This window comes from Alterirhizorhabdus solaris, from assembly GCF_007785815.1.
GTDB classification, from domain to species: Bacteria; Pseudomonadota; Alphaproteobacteria; order Sphingomonadales; family Sphingomonadaceae; genus Alterirhizorhabdus; species Alterirhizorhabdus solaris.
The window spans coordinates 1-989 of sequence record NZ_VNIM01000213.1 but is presented as its reverse complement, the minus strand read 5'-3'; the positions used below and the strand labels follow the sequence as shown (position 1 = coordinate 989).

Annotated in this window: 1 pseudogene; it reads right to left on the bottom strand. The window is 66.4% G+C overall.

Annotated elements, in window-relative coordinates:
- A pseudogene (locus FOY91_RS21375) lies at nt 1-896 on the bottom strand (IS630 family transposase); the annotation flags it as partial.
- Between the last annotated feature and the right edge of the window lie 93 nt (nt 897-989).

The following is a 989-nucleotide window of genomic DNA, read 5'->3' as shown; positions in this document are numbered from 1 at the left end:
GTGAAGGCATCGAGGCTTTCGCCGATGACCCGCCAGAGCTGTTCGACGGTGCGTGCGGCTGCTTTACGCAGCAGCGTCTTGAGCTTGGCGAAGGCGTTCTCGATCGGATTGAAGTCGGGCGAGTATGGCGGGAGGAACAGCAGTGTGGCGCCGGCTGCCTCCACTGCGTCTCGGACGGCGATGCCTTTGTGGGCAGGCAGGTTGTCGAGGATCACGACATCGCCCTGGCGCAGCGTCGGCACGAGCACCTGTTCGGTGTAGGCGAGGAACCACTCTCCCGTCATTGGGCCATCGAGCACCATCGGCGCGGTCATGCCGGTAAGCCTGAGCGCGCCGACAAAGGTGGTCGTCTTCCAGTGGCCGTGTGGGATCGCCGCCCGCAGCCGCTCTCCGCGCGGCGCACGTCCGTGCAGGCGGGCCATCTTGGTGCTGGCGCCGGTCTCGTCGATGAACACCAGCGTGCGCGGGTCAAGATCGAGCTGACCGTCGAACCACGCCTCGCGCCGGCTCAGAACGTCGGGACGATCCTGCTCGGCCGCATGCCCGGTCTTTTTTTGAGCGTGATCCGCCTGCGCTTGAAGAAGCGCCACAGGCCCGCGACGCTGACGCCGATCCCGTGTCCGGCGAGTTCGGCCCGCAGGTCAGCCAGGGTGATGTCGGACTTCTTCTCCAGCGCGCCCAGGATCACAGCGGCATGCGCCTCGATCCTGCCCGAGCGGCGATCACCGCCCTGCCGCTTGGGGGGTGGCGTCGCCCACCGTCTTTGAAAGCGCGTGCCAGCGGATCGCACTCGACGCGCTCACCCCGAACCGCGCTGCCGCCTGACGACACGACGCCCCGCTCTCGACCGCCTCGATCACACGCCTGCGAAGATCAACTGACAGCGCCCTGGTCATGCATGCCCGCCTCCTCCGCCGGCACACAGCTTGAATCAGATCGCAAACCGCTTGGGAATCCCTGCTGAGTCAGTCAGCTCGAAACACGCTCTA